The following is a 15,523-nucleotide window of genomic DNA, read 5'->3' on the forward strand; positions in this document are numbered from 1 at the left end:
TTTTTTCTTGTTTAGTGGTATAATTATATGTAGGATTTTTTTAATATCGGTTACTTTTTATGAATTAACCAAAAAACTAAAATGGAGTTGTTTTATAATGAGATATTCTGAAGAAGCATTACAATCATGGATTAAGCCGTTATCTGCCACTGAAGAAACACGGGTTGAAAATACTATTGGAATGATTAAAGATGCAATAGAAAGGAGTGGGCTCTCTTCAAAGTATGAATATGAAATTTTTGCCCAAGGTTCTTATGCAAATAATACGAATGTAAAGAAAAATAGCGACATTGATATCTGTATCATGGTGAAATCTTTATTTTATTGTGAGTATGTAGATGGGTTATCGGACCTAGACTATAATTACTCTAGTAGCAGCACCAATGCTAATGTATTTAAAAACGAAGTGATTAAAGCGTTAATTTCAAAATTTGGTGCAGAATCAGTTTCTATTGGCAATAAGTGTATCAATATTAATTCTAACTCATATCACGTAAATGCAGATGTAGTCCCATGTTTTCAATATCGAAATTATAGATATATTGGTAGCAGGTCATCTGAAAAATTTGTTGAAGGCATCAAATTTTTTACCTCAAACGGAAATTATGAAGTAATTAATTATCCTAAAGTTCATATACAAAATGGTATCTCTAAGAATAAATCTACTCACTATAAATATAAATATTTAGTTAGGATTATGAAGCATATTAAGAACGAGATGCAGGAGCTAGGATTGACAAACGAACGCATTTCTTCATATTTGATAGAATGTTTGGTCTGGAATATACCTGAACAGATGTTTTTCAATAGTAATAGCTACACAGGGTTGTTACAGCAAGCGTTATATTACATAGTGTCTCAAGTGAATTTAAATTGGGTTGAAGTAAGTGGAATGTATTACCTTTTTCGTTCAGAGCAGAAATGGAATTTACAGGATACAAAAACTTTTTTAGTTAGAATGATTGAATTTTTGGATTATAAATAAAACTTATGAATGAACAGCAGAAAAAATTTTTGAATATTACAATATGGGTTTTTGCAATTTGCTTGTTATTAAGATTGTTAATAAGTGGCCAAGAGATTGCAGTGAATCTTAAATCTGATATTTTGGCATTGGTATATTCAGCCATTGGGTATATTGGTGAAGCTATATCAGTTACAGCAATTATTATGGCTATTTTTGAAAAAACAGCATGGCGGTGGCCATTACTATCTAAGATTCATAATGTTCCAATTTTATTTGCGAATTATGTAGGTAGTTTCAAGACGGACTATGATCAGAATGAAAGAAATTGTGAACTTACTATTGAACAGTCATTTACGACTATTAAAGTTAAGTTTAAAACGGGTGAAAGTTCGAGCCATAGCATTACAGCATCAATTATCAATGATAATGGAACACAAAAATTAATTTATACATATTTAAATAGCCCAAGGGCTGAATTGCAAAGTCCTATACATTATGGGACGGTAATTCTTGATATTGATAATCCAAATCAACTAGAAGGAAATTATTATACTAATCGAGGAACCAAAGGTTCAATGAGTTTTGAGATAAACAACCCTTCTCGCTAGTTGGATTTGTAAAGATTTAAATAAAGAAAGAAGAACTAACTATCGGAAACTTGGCATAGATGTAACAATACTGTATATTAACGAAGCCGTAAATACTCGCATTAGTTACGTTTAATAGTTTAATACGGATATTCAGCAGCTTTGATTTCGTTTCACAGTATAGGTAGTAACCGTCAAGACATGTGGAGGCGGTAGTTTTGATGTCAAAAGTTGCAACCAGTGAATAAATGAAGTGTAGAAAATAAAGGCTTGTTCAATTCAATATATAATGAATTACCGGCACCCAAACCAAAGAAAAAGAAATAATTAAATTAGAAGTTGAAGGGGGGAAGAATGAGAATCGGAGTTATTCAAGCAAGTTCGCAAGCGACCAAAAATCAAATAATCTATGATGCTGTATTAAAGTATGCTCCAAAGAAATCTGAGGTTATAAATTTTGGCTGTACGATGGAAGAAAATGAAAAATACTCGTATATAGAAATTTCTATTCTTATAGGTATCTTGTTGGCAAGTAGGATAGTTGATTTCGTTGTTACGGGCTGTTCTTCCGGACAAGGAATGATGCTTGCTTGTAATAGTATGCCTGATGTCATTTGCGGATATGCACCTACACCGAATGATGCCTATTTATTTGCTCAGATTAATAATGGAAATGCGATATCATTACCATTAGGTGAAAATTATACATGGTCAGGTACTGAAAATCTTGAAAAAACAATAGAAGCTCTTTTCTCAGAGCCATTTGGGCAAGGATACCCCAAGAGTGAGGCAGAGAGAAAGGTAAGAGATGCCGAGAAACTTAAAGAAATAAGAAGAATCGGGCAGGTTCAGTTTGAAGAATTCGCAAATGTACTAGATATATCATTGTTTGAATCAATAAAGAGGAAACAGAATGTAATTCAGAATGTAAAGGCGTATGGGAAGAAAGAAATAGCTGATTTAATGAAATGAGTAAATCACAGTTTGTCGGGGTAATACCTTTTAACGATAACCTTATGCTATTGTCAAAAGGTTTATAGACATGTTCCCACATACATGTTCTATTGGCATACATAGTGTTCACTCGTTTTATGTCGAGTGTGTGGTACTGCTTTTAAGAGCTGATTGAACAAGGAAAATTAGCTAGTGAAAGTCCTACAGTAAGGAGTTTAAACATGAAATTCCATGAATTTGGTGATAAGAATTTGCCTCCTATTTTACTGATACATGGTGGTGGCAGTTCTTGGTGGTATTATCTTCGTCAAGCACGAATCTTGTCAGAAAAATACCGTGTTATTTTACCTACTTTGAATGGTCACGGCGAAGAATATCAACTTGATTATGTTTCTACTGAAGACTCTGCCTTGGAAATCTTGGACTATATCAAAGCAAACTGTGGTGGGAAATTGTTTGCAATCGGTGGTGTTTCACTTGGTGGTCAAATTGCCATGGAGCTTTTGTCTTTAGACAGTGAAATTGCTGAGAAGGCCATCATAGACGGAAGCCTCTGTATTCCTCAACCAATGTTATCTAAAATCAGCATCTTTCTAGTGTCTCTATTTGGTAAACTGATGTTCAATAAATTCTCTTGCAAACTTCAGTTAAGCATGATGAACAAACTCTATCCTAAACTGGCTTATCCAGAGGAAATAAAAGCTTATTATTTGGAGGATCTGCCAAGGACACCTGTTAAAACATTGGTGACCATTTACAAAACCTATATGGGGTATTACAAGCTGAAAGATATGATTTCTGCTAGCAAAGCTCAAGTTCTGTATATCTATGGTGAAAAAGAATTGAACTGTGTGAAAAAATCAGCGAAATTATTTCATCAGCTACATTCAAATACAATTTGGTATGAAGCAAAGGGTTATAACCACGGTTATTTATCAGCTTACCTGCCTTATGAGTGGATTGATTTGGTGGTGCCATTTTTAAAGAGTGATTCATTAGAAATGTGTAACGAATCTGAAATGCCATAAGGAGGAAACGGATGCTAGGAGCAATTATTGTAGATATTGTAGGTTCAGTTTACGAATGGAACAATATCAAAACGAAGGACTTTCCTTTATTTAGTGAAGATTGTTTTTTCACTGATGATACGGTAAGTCCGAAGCTGATTGTGTGAGTTTGTTAGTGAAACGAAGTTAAACGTCAAAACAATGAAACTAAAACTCCATTATTTAGCAATGACAACCTAAATTGACTTTACGGAGGTGTTTTTTTGATAAAAAGCAGACCTGAGTTTGATAAAATCACATCCTTTGATGAGTTTAATAAATACTATTGGTATCGTGATGAACTTTCACAGATATGCAAGTCATTAGGACTTGAATATAGAGGGACAAAACAGGAACTAAATGATATTATTGAGCAGTACTTTAAGGGGAAGTTGATTAAAAAATCATCAATAAAAAGGAAAAAGAAACGAGTAGAAGTCGTTACATTAAATATGCCCTTACTTGAATGTGGATTCTCCTTTAATGCGCACTTTAGAGAATATTTCTCAACTTTAACAGATGTTTCGCCATTTAAATTTACTGCTGATATGGCTACAGCTTGGAGAAAAGTAAAAAGAGAAAATGATTTGAGTTTTACAATCCAAGATATGCTCAAAGTCTATTATGGAGATTCAAATTATGCCAAGTATGACCATTCGGTTTGTCAATGGAACCAATTTTTAAAGGACTTCTGTGCAGACGAAAATAATCGTAACTGCTCGAATAAACTAAAAGTAGCTTCCATTCTTTGGAAAGAAGTTAGAAATTCAAGTAATGAAAAAATTTATTCAAAGAAACTTTTGACTGAATATGCTGATAGAATAGACGAGTATGAAAAGTAGAAATGTCAGTCTCAACCAATAGCTTGTAAGGAGGAATACCATGCTAGGAGCAATTGTTGGAGACATTGTAGGTTCAGTTTACGAATGGAACAACATCAATACGAAGGATTTTCCTTTATTTCGTGAGGATTGTTTTTTCACGGATGATACGGTTATGACCTGTGCTGTCGCTGAAGCAATCATGAATGGTGGGCAAAAGGATGACTTTATTGACGCTATGAAGAAATATGGCAGAATGTATCCGGATGCTGATTATGGTGCTCGGTTTAATGCATGGCTAAACAGTGATAACCGTGAGCCTTATAATAGCTTCGGGAATGGATCAGCTATGCGTGTTTCTCCCTGTGCTTGGGTCATGGACTGTAGTTTTTATGCAAGAGCTGGTATGTGGCCATCATCTAGAGGACTTGCTAGTCTTTCTGCAGAGGTAACTCATAACCATCCAGAAGGTATCAAAGGTGCCATGGCTACAGCTGATGCTATCTTTCTATGTCGATTTTACTTTGGTGGTTATTGTAGCGAACATGAGCAACCAATTAACGACAATCCTACCGAATGTAAAAAACGGATTAAGGATTATATTGAGAAGAAATACGGCTACAATCTATCTCAAACTTTAGATGAAATTCGCCCTACATACCGTTTCAACGAAACTTGTCAGGATACTGTCCCTCAGGCCATTATTGCCTTTCTTGAAAGTACAGATTTCGAAGATGCTATAAGAAACGCTATCTCACTTGGTGGCGACAGTGATACTCTCGCTGCAATCACTGGTAGCATAGCAGAGGCAGCTTACGGTATCCCTGATTTGATCAAGGAAAAGGCCTATTCTTACTTGGATGAACCCTTAAAGGATGTAGTTAGACGATGGGAAAATAGAATAAAAGCATATTAATCTCCAGTACGTCATATTTCTCTTTTCTGTATTTTCATTGTATAATGAGAGTACATTTAGTTGCATACGACGAAATGTAAACATTTCTATTTAAAATTAAGGAGAAATTAATGAAAAAGGCAATGTTAATTATCAATCCTACTTCTGGTGGCGAGAAGGCTTTGGATTACAAAGAAAAGCTGGAGAATAAAGCAAAAGAATACTTTGAGCACGTGGAAACCAAAATTACCGAAAAGGCTCTGGATGCAACACATTTTGCTGAAGAAGCTTCTCGTGAGCAGTACGATGCAGTGGTTGTGTTTGGTGGAGACGGGACTGTCAACGAAGTCATTTCGGGTATTGCTGAGAGAGACTACATTCCTAAGTTAGGGATTATCCCAGGTGGGACGGGTAACCTCATTACGAAACTGTTGGAAATCAATCAAGACATCGATGGCGCAATTGATGAACTGGATTTTAACTTAACCAATAAGATTGATATCGGTAAAGCAAATGACAATTATTTTGGTTATATCTTTAGTATCGGTTCACTTCCTGAGGCGATTTACAATGTTGAAATCGAGGACAAGACAAAATTCGGTATTTTAGCCTATGCTGTAAATACCATGAAGTCTGTCATGACGGATCAGGTTTTTAACATTAAGGTTGAGACAGAAAATGGAAATTATGTTGGTGAAGCGAGCCATGTTTTGGTTCTCTTGACAAATTACTTCGCTGACAAAAAAATCTTTGAAGAAAACAAGGATGGCTATGCCAATATTTTGATTCTTAAAGATGCTTCTATATTCTCTAAATTATCCGTTATTCCTGATTTACTAAAAGGAGATGTTGTCGGCAATGATAATATTGAGTATATCAGAGCGCGTAATATTAAAATCTCTTCAGATAGTGAGTTGGAGTCAGACGTTGATGGCGATAAATCGGATAACCTACCTGTAGAAATCAAAGTTTTAGCTCAGCGAGTTGAAGTATTTTCAAAACCGAAAGAGTAGAAGGTAAAAATTAGTTTATTATTCACAACGAAATTAAGTTCTATATCAACGATTGGAGGAGGAATGAATTCTCTATTTGATGAATTTCGAACAATCTGTTCTCATTTAAACCAAGTCGGAATCACTCCGACGCTCATGGGGTCTTTGGGGTTTGAATACCGTTCAAATGACGAATGGGGGCCGTCTGACATTGACATTCATGTGCCTGGTGACTCTAGAGGTTGGGAAGCTCCTGACCATCTCAGAATCTATGACTGGGACAAGATAATGAAAGTGATGAATCACTTAGGTTACGCCTTAATAGATATTCATGAGCATGAATTCCAAAAGGATGGTCTGAGTGTTGAATTCGGAAGTATTGATTCTTTACCAGATTTTGCAGGAGTTTCGGAATCGGATATAGAGCTGATTCATCTCGATGACATCACTTTTCGCGTTCCAAGTTTGGAACAGTTTTTAAGCGTTTACAAGGCTTCTTCCCAAGATTCTTATCGAAATGAGCACAATAACAATAAGGATTTTAAAAAAATAGAGTGGTTGCAAAGATATTTGTAAATCATCATTTGAAAAGTAGCAAGTTGTAAGACTGGCTACTTTTTTATTTATAGAACCAAACCACTAGAATCTACGGACAAGCCTTGAAAATAAAATACGAAAGTAGTATACTAGAATCACAATTATGAAAACGTTTGCGTAAAATTGGAATTAAAACTCTAGGAGACAAATTAATGGAATTAAGTGCTATTTACCATAGACCTGAGTCAGAGTATGCCTATCTTTACAAGGATAAGAAACTTCATATTCGGATTAGAACTAAGAAAGGGGATATTGAAAGCATCACCTTGCATTATGGTGATCCTTTTATTTTTATGGAGGAGTTCTATCAAGATACAAAGAAAATGGCCAAGATAACTTCTGATGCCTTATTTGACCATTGGCAGGTTGAAGTGTCCGTCGACTTTGCACGTATCCAGTATCTCTTTGAACTCAAGGATACAGAAGGCCAAAGCATTTTGTATGGCGATAAAGGGTGTGTGGAAAATTCTCTAGAAAATCTTCATGCCATTGGAAACGGATTTAAGTTGCCTTATCTTCATGAAATTGATGCATGCCAGGTTCCTGATTGGGTTTCAAATACGGTATGGTATCAGATATTTCCTGAGAGATTTGCTAATGGAAATACTCGATTAAACCCAGAAGGGACTTTAGACTGGGATTCATCTATCACACCTAATAGTGATGATTTCTTTGGTGGTGATTTACAGGGGATTGTTGACCATCTGGATTACTTGCAAGACTTGGGTATTACTGGACTTTATCTTTGTCCTATCTTTGAATCTACGAGCAATCATAAGTACAATACGACAGATTACTTAGAAATTGACCGTCATTTTGGAGACAAGGAGACCTTTCGGGAGCTGGTCGAACAATCTCATCAGCGTGGCATGAAAATCATGCTGGATGCTGTATTTAATCATATTGGTTCGCAATCTCCTCAATGGCAAGATGTTATCGAAAACGGTGAGGAGTCTGCTTACAAAGATTGGTTCCGTATTCAACGATTCCCAGTGACGACTGATAAGCTTGCTAATAAGAGAGACTTGCCCTATCATGCTTTTGGTTTTGAGGGCTATATGCCTAAGCTAAATACAGCCAATCCAGAGGTTAAGGAGTATCTTTTAAAGGTTGCGACTTATTGGATTGAAGAATTTGATATCGATGCTTGGCGTTTGGATGTGGCTAATGAGATTGACCATCAGTTTTGGAGGGATTTTCGTAAGGCAGTTTTAGCTAAAAAGCCTGATCTTTATATCCTAGGAGAAGTCTGGCATACATCTCAGCCTTGGCTAAATGGGGATGAGTTCCATGCAGTCATGAATTATCCTTTATCTGATAGTATCAAGGAGTATTTCTTACGAGGAATTAAGAAGACAGATCAGTTCATCGATGAAATCAATGTCCAATCTATGTATTACAAGCAGCAGATTTCAGAGGTCATGTTTAATCTCTTGGATTCACATGATACAGAACGAATCTTGTGGACGGCCAATGAGGATGTGCAACTGGTTAAATCAGCCCTAGCCTTTCTCTTTTTACAAAAAGGAACACCCTGCATCTATTACGGAACCGAGCTTTCCTTAACCGGCGGTCCAGACCCAGATTGTCGACGTTGTATGCCTTGGGAACGTGTATCAAGTGACAATGATATGCTGAATTTCATGAAGCAGCTGATTAATATTAGAAAACAAGCGTCATCAACCATTCAGCACGGCAAGTATAGCCTAAAAGAAATCAAACAAGATATAGTAGCTCTGGAATGGACATACGAAGGCCGGGTCCTTAAAGCAATATTTAACCAATCAAAAGATGATTATCTTGTAGAAAAGGAAGCAGTAGCACTAGCAAGCAATTACCAAGAATTAGAGAATCAGCTTGTCATCTCTCCAAAAGGATTTGTGATTTTTCATTAAAGAGCAATTAAGAGTGACAGGAAAATTGTAGTATAGAGAGCATTTTACAAACAGACTATTTGTCGTCTTGCTACTAATGATATATAATTTACTTAAAGAAAATAGGAGGATTTATCGAATGGAATTAAAAGATTTTACAGAAAAAGAACAGGAAATGATTAAGAAGGGGCTTACGACGTCTAAGATTAGTGACAAGGAAACTGCTGAGAAAATTCTTGCGCTTGTACCACAAGACTTGATTAAGCGAATCCCATTTTTCGTCAGAAAACATGCAACAACACGTACGATCAAACGAATTTCTATTGAACACCCTGAGCTCTACGCAGCAGCTCAAACTAGTGGTGAAATTCCAGAAAAAGAACGCGAAGAATTACGTCAGATTATCACGACTATCTTTGAACAAAAGATGAATAAGCATAGTATTCGTTAAATACAAAATCTGAGAACTAGAGCCTTCTAGTTCCTTTTATATCCGCTTTCACATTATACAGTTTATAAAAATCTATATAAAATATTATATTTCCGAACAAAAGTAGATATTTTTTAAAAAAAGTACTTTACAGAATGTTGGAAGTATGATATAGTAATAAAGCTTAGAAAATGAGATGGTGTTTTCTAGCAAATATAAACCCGAGTAAAAAATGCCTACGGACAGGCAGGGTTGAATGCCGAAGCGTGGTTGAAAAACCACATTATTGATAGGGTTAAAAGCCTACTTTTATAAGTTGATGTTAGGACACTTATCCTAATTCATAAATTTTTAGTGTGGTGAAAGCACACGTCATCTTGTGAAACGATCAATAAAGTACGTAATATTTGCTACTAGAGAGTTTGGAAACATCGGGAACAGACATACTCAACAGAAACCAAAATAAACGCGTCAGAAGATTGCAGAGCAGGTGAAAACCTGCTCTTTTTTCATGAGTCAACCTTTAGTTCCTTAGTTTTCATAAGGTTCTAAAAATATTGAGAGGAGTATGTCTTGAAAGAGTTAGATCAAAACCAAGCCCCAATTTATGGGGCCTTGGTGAAGTTACGCAAGAAAAGAATTGTTCCCTTTGATGTACCAGGTCACAAACGCGGACGAGGGAATCCAGAACTTGTGGAACTATTAGGAGAAAAATGTGTTGGAATTGATGTCAATTCGATGAAACCCTTGGATAATTTAGGCCATCCCATTTCGATTATTCGGGATGCAGAGGATCTGGCAGCTGATGCTTTTGGAGCTAGCCATGCTTTTCTAATGATTGGTGGAACAACCTCATCGGTGCAGACTATGATTCTGTCAACCTGCAAGGCAGGAGATAAGATTATTCTGCCACGTAATGTCCATAAATCTGCTATCAATGCGCTGGTTATATGTGGTGCTATTCCCATCTATATCGAGATGAGTGTAGATCCTAAGATTGGTATCGCTTTAGGTCTTGAAAATGACCGAGTAGCCAAAGCCATAAAGGACCATCCAGATGCCAAGGCCATTTTGATTAACAATCCTACTTACTACGGAATCTGTTCAGACCTAAAGGGGTTGACAGAAATGGCTCATGAAGCTGGCATGATGGTTTTGGTAGATGAGGCCCACGGAGCGCACTTACATTTTACTGATAAACTTCCAATTTCTGCTATGGATGCAGGTGCTGATATGGCGGCGGTTTCTATGCATAAGTCTGGTGGGAGTTTGACCCAAAGTTCGCTTCTTTTAATCGGGGAGCAGATGAATCCTGAATACGTTCGTCAGATTATCAATCTTACCCAGTCAACATCCGCCTCTTATTTGTTGATGGCTAGTTTAGATATTTCGCGTCGCAACTTGGCTCTTCGAGGTAAAGAGTCTTTTGAGAAGGTCATTGAACTGTCTGAGTATGCTCGCCGTGAAATCAATGCCATTGGTGGCTACTATGCCTATTCAAAAGAGTTAATAGATGGTGTGTCGGTCTGTGATTTTGATGTAACCAAGTTGTCAGTTTACACTCAGGGTATTGGATTAACAGGTATCGAGGTTTATGACCTCCTACGAGACGAATACGACATTCAGATTGAGTTTGGTGATATTGGCAATATCTTGGCCTATATTTCGATTGGTGACCGTATCCAAGACATCGAACGATTAGTTGGTGCTTTAGCAGATATCAAGAGACTATACTCACGAGATGGGAAGGACTTGATAGCTGGAGAATATATCCAGCCCGAGTTGGTGTTCTCTCCTCAGGAAGCCTTCTATTCAGAGAGAAAAAGTTTAACCTTGGATGAGTCTGTTGGACAAGTCTGTGGGGAATTTGTCATGTGTTATCCTCCAGGGATTCCTATCTTGGCTCCTGGCGAACGCATTACACGAGAAATTGTAGACTATATCCAATTTGCCAAGGAACGTGGTTGCTCCCTCCAAGGGACGGAAGATCCCGAGGTCAATCACATCAACGTCATTAAGAGAAAGGAGCACTAGATGGATTTATGGTTTTCTGAAGTTCATACTCCAGATGTGAAATTGTCCCTGAGAACAGCCAAGCAACTCTACGCTGGTAAAAGTGAATGGCAGGATATAGAAGTCTTGGATACACCAGCTTTTGGAAAGATTTTGATTTTAAATGGGCACGTCTTGTTCTCAGATGCTGATGATTTTGTCTACAATGAAATGACTGTTCATGTTCCCATGGCTGTGCATCCCAATCCCAAGAAAGTCTTGGTTATTGGGGGTGGTGATGGTGGTGTTGCCCAAGTTTTGACACTGTATCCAGAATTGGAACAAATCGATATTGTGGAACCGGATGAGATGCTAGTTGAAGTCTGTCGTGAGTATTTCCCAGATTTTGCTGCAGGGCTAGATAATCCTCGTGTTACCATTTACTACCAAAATGGGCTACGCTTTTTGCGAAACTGCGAAGATGATTACGATATCATTATCAACGATGCGACAGATCCATTTGGACATACGGAAGGGCTCTTTACCAAGGAATTTTACGGTAACAGTTACAGAGCCTTGAAAGAAGACGGTATCATGATTTACCAGCATGGGAGTCCCTTCTTTGACGAGGATGAATCAGCTTGCCGAAGTATGCACCGTAAGGTCAATCAAGCCTTTCCAATCAGTCGGGTCTATCAAGCCCACATCCCAACCAGTCCAGCTGGCTATTGGTTGTTTGGATTTGCATCGAAAAAATACCACCCTGTCAAAGATTTTGACAAGGAAGGCTGGAAAAAACGCCAGCTTTTCACAGAATACTACACTGCAAACTTACACGTTGGAGCCTTTATGTTGCCTAAGTATGTAGAAGACATTTTAGAAGAAGAGGAAGGAAAAAAATGAGTCGTTTATTAGTTATTGGATGTGGGGGCGTTGCCCAAGTTGCTATTTCAAAGATTTGTCAAGATAGCGAAACCTTTACAGAGATTATGATTGCTAGCCGTACCAAGTCAAAATGTGATGACTTGAAGGCTAAACTGGAAGGCAAAACAAGTACAAAGATTGAGACAGCTGCTCTTGATGCTGACAAGGTAGAAGAAGTGATTGCCCTGATTGAAAGCTACAAACCAGAAGCTGTTTTGAACGTAGCTTTACCATATCAAGATTTAACCATTATGGACGCTTGTTTGGCAACAGGTGTTCACTATATCGACACAGCTAACTACGAGGCAGAGGATACAGAAGATCCTGAGTGGCGTGCCATCTATGAAAAACGTTGTAAGGAACTTGGTTTTACTGCTTACTTTGACTACTCATGGCAATGGGATTATCAGGAGAAATTCAAAAAAGCTGGCTTGACAGCTCTGCTTGGTTCTGGTTTTGACCCAGGTGTGACTAGTGTTTTCTCGGCTTATGCTCTCAAACACTACTTTGATGAAATCCACTATATCGACATTTTGGACTGTAATGGTGGTGACCACGGTTATCCGTTTGCAACAAACTTTAACCCAGAAATCAATCTACGCGAGGTTTCTGCGCCAGGTTCTTACTGGGAAGATGGGAAATGGGTTGAGGTTGAAGCCATGTCTATCAAGCGTGAGTACGATTTCCCAGAGGTTGGGCAAAAAGACATGTATCTCCTTCACCATGAAGAAATCGAATCATTGGCTAAGAACATTCCAGGCGTTAAACGGATTCGTTTCTTTATGACTTTTGGTCAATCTTATCTAACTCACATGAAATGCTTGGAAAACGTTGGTCTCCTTCGTACGGATACCATTAACTTTAACGGCCAAGAAATTGTTCCAATCCAATTTTTGAAAGCCTTGCTTCCAGATCCAGCAAGCCTTGGGCCACGCACTGTAGGTAAAACCAATATCGGATGTATCTTTACAGGTGTCAAAGATGGCGTTGAAAAGACCATCTACATCTACAATGTTTGTGACCATCAGGAATGTTATGCGGAAGTTGGTTCACAAGCCATTTCTTACACAACAGGCGTTCCAGCCATGATTGGGACAAAATTGGTTATGAACGGTACTTGGAAACAAGCTGGAGTTTACAATCTTGAAGAGTTGGATCCAGATCCATTCATGGAAGCATTGAATGAGTATGGTTTGCCTTGGGTTGTGGTTGAGAATCCACAAATGGTGGACTGATGAAGCTAGAACAAGTACCAACACCAGCTTATGTTATTGACTTGGCCAAGTTAGAAGCCAATTGCCGTATCCTACAATATGTACAAGAAGAAGCTGGTTGCAAGATTTTACTTGCCCAGAAGGCATATTCCCTCTACAAAACCTATCCCTTGATTAGCCAGTATCTATCTGGAACAACTGCAAGTGGTCTCTATGAAGCTAAGCTCGCTAGAGAAGAGTTCCCGGGGGAAGTTCATGTTTTTGCGCCAGCTTTCAAGGATGCAGACTTGGAGGAATTGCTGGAGATAACGGACCATATCGTCTTTAACTCAGAGAGACAGTTGCGTAAGCATGGGGCTCGTTGTCGGGAGGCTGGTGTCAGTGTTGGTTTGCGCCTCAACCCTCAATGTTCAACTCAAGGAGATCACGCACTCTATGACCCTTGTGCACCTGGCTCCCGTTTTGGAGTAACTTCAGACAAGATACCGAGTGATTTGCTGGATTTGGTTGACGGCCTTCATTTTCACACCCTTTGTGAGCAGGGAGCAGATGATTTAGAGACAACTTTGAAAGCAGTAGAAGCGCAATTTGGTTCGTACTTACATGAGGTCAAATGGCTCAATATGGGGGGCGGACACCACATCACAAGAGAAGGTTACGATGTAGATTTGCTGATTTCAGAAATCAAGCGTATCCGAGAAACTTACAAACTTGAAATCTATATCGAGCCGGGTGAAGCTATTGCGCTCAATGCAGGTTATCTAGCAACTGGAGTATTGGATATTGTCGAAAACGGTATGGAAATCTTGGTTTTAGACGCCTCTGCGACCTGCCATATGCCTGATGTACTTGAGATGCCCTATCGTCCACCTTTGAGAAACGGCTTTGATCCACAGGAAAAAGCCCATACCTATAGACTTTCTTCCAATACCTGTCTGACGGGCGATGTAATTGGTGATTATAGCTTTGAAAATCCAGTCCAAATCGGAGACAGACTTTATTTCGAAGACATGGCTATTTATTCCTTTGTCAAAAATAATACCTTTAATGGTATTGGATTACCAAGTCTCTATCTCATGGACGAGCAGGGTGACTGCAGCTTAGTCAAATCTTTTGGTTATCAAGACTTTAAAGGGAGATTATCATGATGGACAGTCCAAAAAAATTAGGCTATCGCATGCCGGCAGAGTACGAACCACACCATGGTACCCTCATGATATGGCCTACTCGAGCAGGTTCATGGCCCTTTCAAGGAAAGGCTGCCAAAAGAGCTTTCAGCCAGATTATTAAGACTATAGCAGAAGGGGAAAGAGTCTATCTTTTGGTGGAGCAAGATTATCTATCTGAAGCCCAATCTTATCTTGGAGACAAGGTTGTTTATTTAGACATTCCCACCAATGATGCCTGGGCGCGTGATACAGGTCCGACTATTCTCCTTAATGATAAAAGGGAAAAGTTGGCAGTAGACTGGTCTTTCAATGCTTGGGGTGGTGCTGTTGATGGTCTCTACCAAGACTATGAAGATGATGACCAAGTAGCCAGTCGTTTTGCTGAGGCCTTGGAAATGCCTGTTTACGATGCCAAACCTTTTGTACTGGAAGGCGGAGCCATTCATAGCGATGGTCAAGGAACCATTCTCGTGACTGAAAGTTGCTTGCTTAGTCCTGGTCGCAATCCTCATCTGACTAAAGAGGAAATTAAGAATACCTTATTAGAGAGCCTTGGCGCTGAAAAAGTTATTTGGCTTCCTTATGGTATTTATCAGGACGAAACCAATGAACACGTTGACAACGTTGCAGCCTTTGTTGGTCCTGCAGAACTTGTCTTGGCTTGGACAGACGACAAAAGCGATCCTCAGTATGCCATGTCAAAAGCAGATCTCGAACTATTAGAGCAAGAAACAGATGCAAAAGGTCGTCACTTCACCATTCATAAGCTTCCTATCCCAGCTATTCGTCAGGTTGTAACCGAAGAGGATTTGTCAGGCTACATCTATGAAGAAGGAGAAGAAGAGCGGTACGCAGGTGAACGACTAGCAGCTTCCTACGTAAACTTTTATATCGCTAACAAGGCAGTCCTTGTTCCCCAGTTTCAAGATGTCAATGACCAAGTAGCCTTAGATATTCTCAGTAAGTGTTTCCCAGACCGTAAAGTTGTCGGAATTCCAGCCAGAGATATTCTTTTAGGTGGTGGCAATATCCACTGTATCACCCAACAAATCCCAGAATAG

At 38.5% G+C, this 15,523-nt stretch carries 16 protein-coding genes; all 16 read left to right on the forward strand.

The annotated features are described in order from the left end of the window. Positions 1 to 97: 97 nt before the first annotated feature. The 16 genes from KUA57_RS00145 (at position 98) to aguA (ending at position 15,523) form a co-directional block, all read left to right on the forward strand. Positions 98 to 985, forward strand: a complete 888-nt coding sequence (locus KUA57_RS00145) for a nucleotidyltransferase domain-containing protein (RefSeq protein WP_001270697.1) — start codon at positions 98 to 100, stop codon at positions 983 to 985. Between the two features lie 5 nt (positions 986 to 990). Beyond that, positions 991 to 1,575: a Cap15 family cyclic dinucleotide receptor domain-containing protein gene (locus KUA57_RS00150; RefSeq protein ID WP_001005371.1), complete on the forward strand. Its 585-nt coding sequence runs from the start codon at positions 991 to 993 to the stop codon at positions 1,573 to 1,575. 333 nt (positions 1,576 to 1,908) lie between these two features. Then, positions 1,909 to 2,526, forward strand: a complete 618-nt coding sequence (locus tag KUA57_RS00160; RefSeq protein ID WP_218493434.1) for an RpiB/LacA/LacB family sugar-phosphate isomerase — start codon at positions 1,909 to 1,911, stop codon at positions 2,524 to 2,526. Positions 2,527 to 2,729: 203 nt separating this feature from the next. After that, a complete protein-coding gene (locus KUA57_RS00165) occupies positions 2,730 to 3,536 on the forward strand; it encodes an alpha/beta hydrolase (protein ID WP_218493435.1) in 807 nt (268 codons plus the stop codon). Positions 3,537 to 3,547: 11 nt separating this feature from the next. After that, complete coding sequence (locus tag KUA57_RS00170; RefSeq protein ID WP_080976061.1) at positions 3,548 to 3,682, forward strand: ADP-ribosylglycohydrolase; 135 nt, start codon at positions 3,548 to 3,550, stop codon at positions 3,680 to 3,682. A gap of 96 nt (positions 3,683 to 3,778) precedes the next feature. Beyond that, positions 3,779 to 4,396, forward strand: coding sequence for an SAP domain-containing protein (locus KUA57_RS00175; RefSeq protein WP_049493746.1), 618 nt, complete (start codon positions 3,779 to 3,781; stop codon positions 4,394 to 4,396). A gap of 40 nt (positions 4,397 to 4,436) precedes the next feature. Further along, entirely contained in the window at positions 4,437 to 5,291 is an 855-nt protein-coding gene (locus KUA57_RS00180) for an ADP-ribosylglycohydrolase family protein (protein WP_049493744.1), read from the forward strand. Between the two features lie 110 nt (positions 5,292 to 5,401). Further along, a complete protein-coding gene (locus KUA57_RS00185) occupies positions 5,402 to 6,283 on the forward strand; it encodes a diacylglycerol/lipid kinase family protein (protein WP_218493436.1) in 882 nt (293 codons plus the stop codon). Between the two features lie 63 nt (positions 6,284 to 6,346). Then, the gene (locus tag KUA57_RS00190; RefSeq protein ID WP_049493741.1) at positions 6,347 to 6,838 is read left to right on the forward strand and encodes a phosphoribosylanthranilate isomerase; all 492 of its coding nucleotides are present in this window, start codon (positions 6,347 to 6,349) and stop codon (positions 6,836 to 6,838) included. Positions 6,839 to 7,011: 173 nt separating this feature from the next. Next, entirely contained in the window at positions 7,012 to 8,754 is a 1,743-nt protein-coding gene (locus KUA57_RS00195; protein WP_049493739.1) for a glycoside hydrolase family 13 protein, read from the forward strand. Between the two features lie 118 nt (positions 8,755 to 8,872). Next, positions 8,873 to 9,184 (forward strand): hypothetical protein, encoded by a 312-nt coding sequence (locus KUA57_RS00200; RefSeq protein WP_020901364.1) that lies wholly within the window; start codon positions 8,873 to 8,875, stop codon positions 9,182 to 9,184. 552 nt (positions 9,185 to 9,736) lie between these two features. Continuing rightward, positions 9,737 to 11,197 carry an aminotransferase class I/II-fold pyridoxal phosphate-dependent enzyme gene (locus KUA57_RS00205; protein ID WP_218493437.1) on the forward strand — a complete coding sequence of 487 codons (1,461 nt, stop codon included), beginning with the start codon at positions 9,737 to 9,739 and terminating at the stop codon, positions 11,195 to 11,197. Beyond that, positions 11,198 to 12,058: a polyamine aminopropyltransferase gene (speE, locus tag KUA57_RS00210; RefSeq protein WP_218493438.1), complete on the forward strand. Its 861-nt coding sequence runs from the start codon at positions 11,198 to 11,200 to the stop codon at positions 12,056 to 12,058. Then, on the forward strand, positions 12,055 to 13,314 hold the full coding sequence (locus tag KUA57_RS00215) for a saccharopine dehydrogenase family protein (protein ID WP_218493439.1): 1,260 nt from the start codon (positions 12,055 to 12,057) through the stop codon (positions 13,312 to 13,314). The genes speE and KUA57_RS00215 overlap by 4 nt, the downstream gene beginning before the upstream one ends. Then, complete coding sequence (gene nspC, locus KUA57_RS00220) at positions 13,314 to 14,441, forward strand: carboxynorspermidine decarboxylase (RefSeq protein ID WP_218493440.1); 1,128 nt, start codon at positions 13,314 to 13,316, stop codon at positions 14,439 to 14,441. Before KUA57_RS00215 ends, nspC begins: the two co-directional genes overlap by 1 nt. Next, complete coding sequence (aguA, locus tag KUA57_RS00225; RefSeq protein WP_218493441.1) at positions 14,438 to 15,523, forward strand: agmatine deiminase; 1,086 nt, start codon at positions 14,438 to 14,440, stop codon at positions 15,521 to 15,523. Before nspC ends, aguA begins: the two co-directional genes overlap by 4 nt.

It is taken from the genome of Streptococcus vulneris (genome assembly GCF_019218685.1).
Lineage (GTDB): Bacteria > Bacillota > Bacilli > Lactobacillales > Streptococcaceae > Streptococcus > Streptococcus vulneris.

Bases quoted from the DNA above. Each gene is read 5' to 3' on its own strand.
- KUA57_RS00170 (WP_080976061.1), top strand. From the start codon at position 3,548: ATGCTAGGAGCAATTATTGTAGATATTGTAGGTTCAGTTTACGAATGG.
- KUA57_RS00160 (WP_218493434.1), top strand. From the start codon at position 1,909: ATGAGAATCGGAGTTATTCAAGCAAGTTCGCAAGCGACCAAAAATCAA.
- KUA57_RS00165 (WP_218493435.1), top strand. From the start codon at position 2,730: ATGAAATTCCATGAATTTGGTGATAAGAATTTGCCTCCTATTTTACTG.
- KUA57_RS00145 (WP_001270697.1), top strand. From the start codon at position 98: ATGAGATATTCTGAAGAAGCATTACAATCATGGATTAAGCCGTTATCT.
- KUA57_RS00185 (WP_218493436.1), top strand. From the start codon at position 5,402: ATGAAAAAGGCAATGTTAATTATCAATCCTACTTCTGGTGGCGAGAAG.
- KUA57_RS00195 (WP_049493739.1), top strand. From the start codon at position 7,012: ATGGAATTAAGTGCTATTTACCATAGACCTGAGTCAGAGTATGCCTAT.
- nspC (WP_218493440.1), top strand. From the start codon at position 13,314: ATGAAGCTAGAACAAGTACCAACACCAGCTTATGTTATTGACTTGGCC.
- KUA57_RS00200 (WP_020901364.1), top strand. From the start codon at position 8,873: ATGGAATTAAAAGATTTTACAGAAAAAGAACAGGAAATGATTAAGAAG.
- KUA57_RS00215 (WP_218493439.1), top strand. From the start codon at position 12,055: ATGAGTCGTTTATTAGTTATTGGATGTGGGGGCGTTGCCCAAGTTGCT.
- KUA57_RS00190 (WP_049493741.1), top strand. From the start codon at position 6,347: ATGAATTCTCTATTTGATGAATTTCGAACAATCTGTTCTCATTTAAAC.
- KUA57_RS00180 (WP_049493744.1), top strand. From the start codon at position 4,437: ATGCTAGGAGCAATTGTTGGAGACATTGTAGGTTCAGTTTACGAATGG.
- aguA (WP_218493441.1), top strand. From the start codon at position 14,438: ATGATGGACAGTCCAAAAAAATTAGGCTATCGCATGCCGGCAGAGTAC.
- speE (WP_218493438.1), top strand. From the start codon at position 11,198: ATGGATTTATGGTTTTCTGAAGTTCATACTCCAGATGTGAAATTGTCC.
- KUA57_RS00150 (WP_001005371.1), top strand. From the start codon at position 991: ATGAATGAACAGCAGAAAAAATTTTTGAATATTACAATATGGGTTTTT.